This is a genomic window from Flavobacterium aquidurense (assembly GCF_031458035.1).
Taxonomy (GTDB): Bacteria; Bacteroidota; Bacteroidia; order Flavobacteriales; family Flavobacteriaceae; genus Flavobacterium; species Flavobacterium aquidurense_C.
Window position 1 is genome coordinate 1 of record NZ_JAVDXR010000026.1, and the last position, 1,229, is coordinate 1,229.

2 tRNA genes and 2 rRNA genes are annotated in these 1,229 nt (G+C 44.3%); all 4 read left to right on the forward strand.

The annotated features are described in order from the left end of the window. Nucleotides 1-491: ribosomal RNA gene (locus J2X17_RS19015) — 16S ribosomal RNA — on the forward strand; the annotation flags it as partial. A 122-nt stretch (nt 492-613) separates the two neighbouring features. Further along, nucleotides 614-687, forward strand: a tRNA-Ile gene (locus J2X17_RS19020). A 146-nt stretch (nt 688-833) separates the two neighbouring features. After that, nucleotides 834-907: transfer RNA gene (locus J2X17_RS19025), tRNA-Ala, on the forward strand. A 193-nt stretch (nt 908-1,100) separates the two neighbouring features. Next, nucleotides 1,101-1,229: ribosomal RNA gene (locus tag J2X17_RS19030) — 23S ribosomal RNA — on the forward strand; the annotation flags it as partial.

A 1,229-nucleotide genomic window follows, 5' to 3' on the forward strand; every position in this document is an offset into this window, starting at 1 on the left:
CAAGGTGCTGCATGGTTGTCGTCAGCTCGTGCCGTGAGGTGTCAGGTTAAGTCCTATAACGAGCGCAACCCCTGTTGTTAGTTGCCAGCGAGTCATGTCGGGAACTCTAACAAGACTGCCAGTGCAAACTGTGAGGAAGGTGGGGATGACGTCAAATCATCACGGCCCTTACGCCTTGGGCTACACACGTGCTACAATGGCCGGTACAGAGAGCAGCCACTGGGCGACCAGGAGCGAATCTACAAAACCGGTCACAGTTCGGATCGGAGTCTGCAACTCGACTCCGTGAAGCTGGAATCGCTAGTAATCGGATATCAGCCATGATCCGGTGAATACGTTCCCGGGCCTTGTACACACCGCCCGTCAAGCCATGGAAGCTGGGGGTGCCTGAAGTCGGTGACCGCAAGGAGCTGCCTAGGGTAAAACTGGTAACTAGGGCTAAGTCGTAACAAGGTAGCCGTACCGGAAGGTGCGGCTGGAACACCTCCTTTCTAGAGCCCCAATTGTTAGTAGTAATACACGATGGGGAAAAAAGAAGAAGCTTTATAGGTCATAATTTTAAGACTATTTTACTCTTGCTGTTAGTTCAAATAATAAATTTTAAGTAAAACAGAGTCTCGTAGCTCAGCTGGTTAGAGTACTACACTGATAATGTAGGGGTCGGCAGTTCGAGTCTGCCCGGGACTACTAAAATTTAGATTTAAGATTATAGATTTTAGATTTAAAGTTAAGCTTGAAAAAAAGGAAATTCTGGAAGTTGGGATTCGCCAAAAGAAATTAGAGAAGAATTAAGAAATCTAAAATCTGAATTCTACAATCTAAGATTGAAAAATGGGGGATTAGCTCAGCTGGCTAGAGCGCCTGCCTTGCACGCAGGAGGTCAACGGTTCGACTCCGTTATTCTCCACGATTTTAGTCATAAAGTCTAAAGTCATAAAGTCCAAAGTGATTCACTTGACGACTTTCGACTTTTGACATTCGACTAAATAAAAGTTCATTGACATATTGAGATAAGAAAATAATAAAAAGTAGAAAGCGTTTTTTACTATTTATAGTAAAAGACAAAAAAAAACGGTCATAATTGATTTTATGATTGGTACAATAAGCAAAATAAGGGCGTATGGGGGATGCCTAGGCTCTCAGAGGCGATGAAAGGCGTGATAAGCTGCGAAAAGTTACGGGGATCGGCACACACGAATTGATCCGTAAATACCTGAATGGGGCAACCC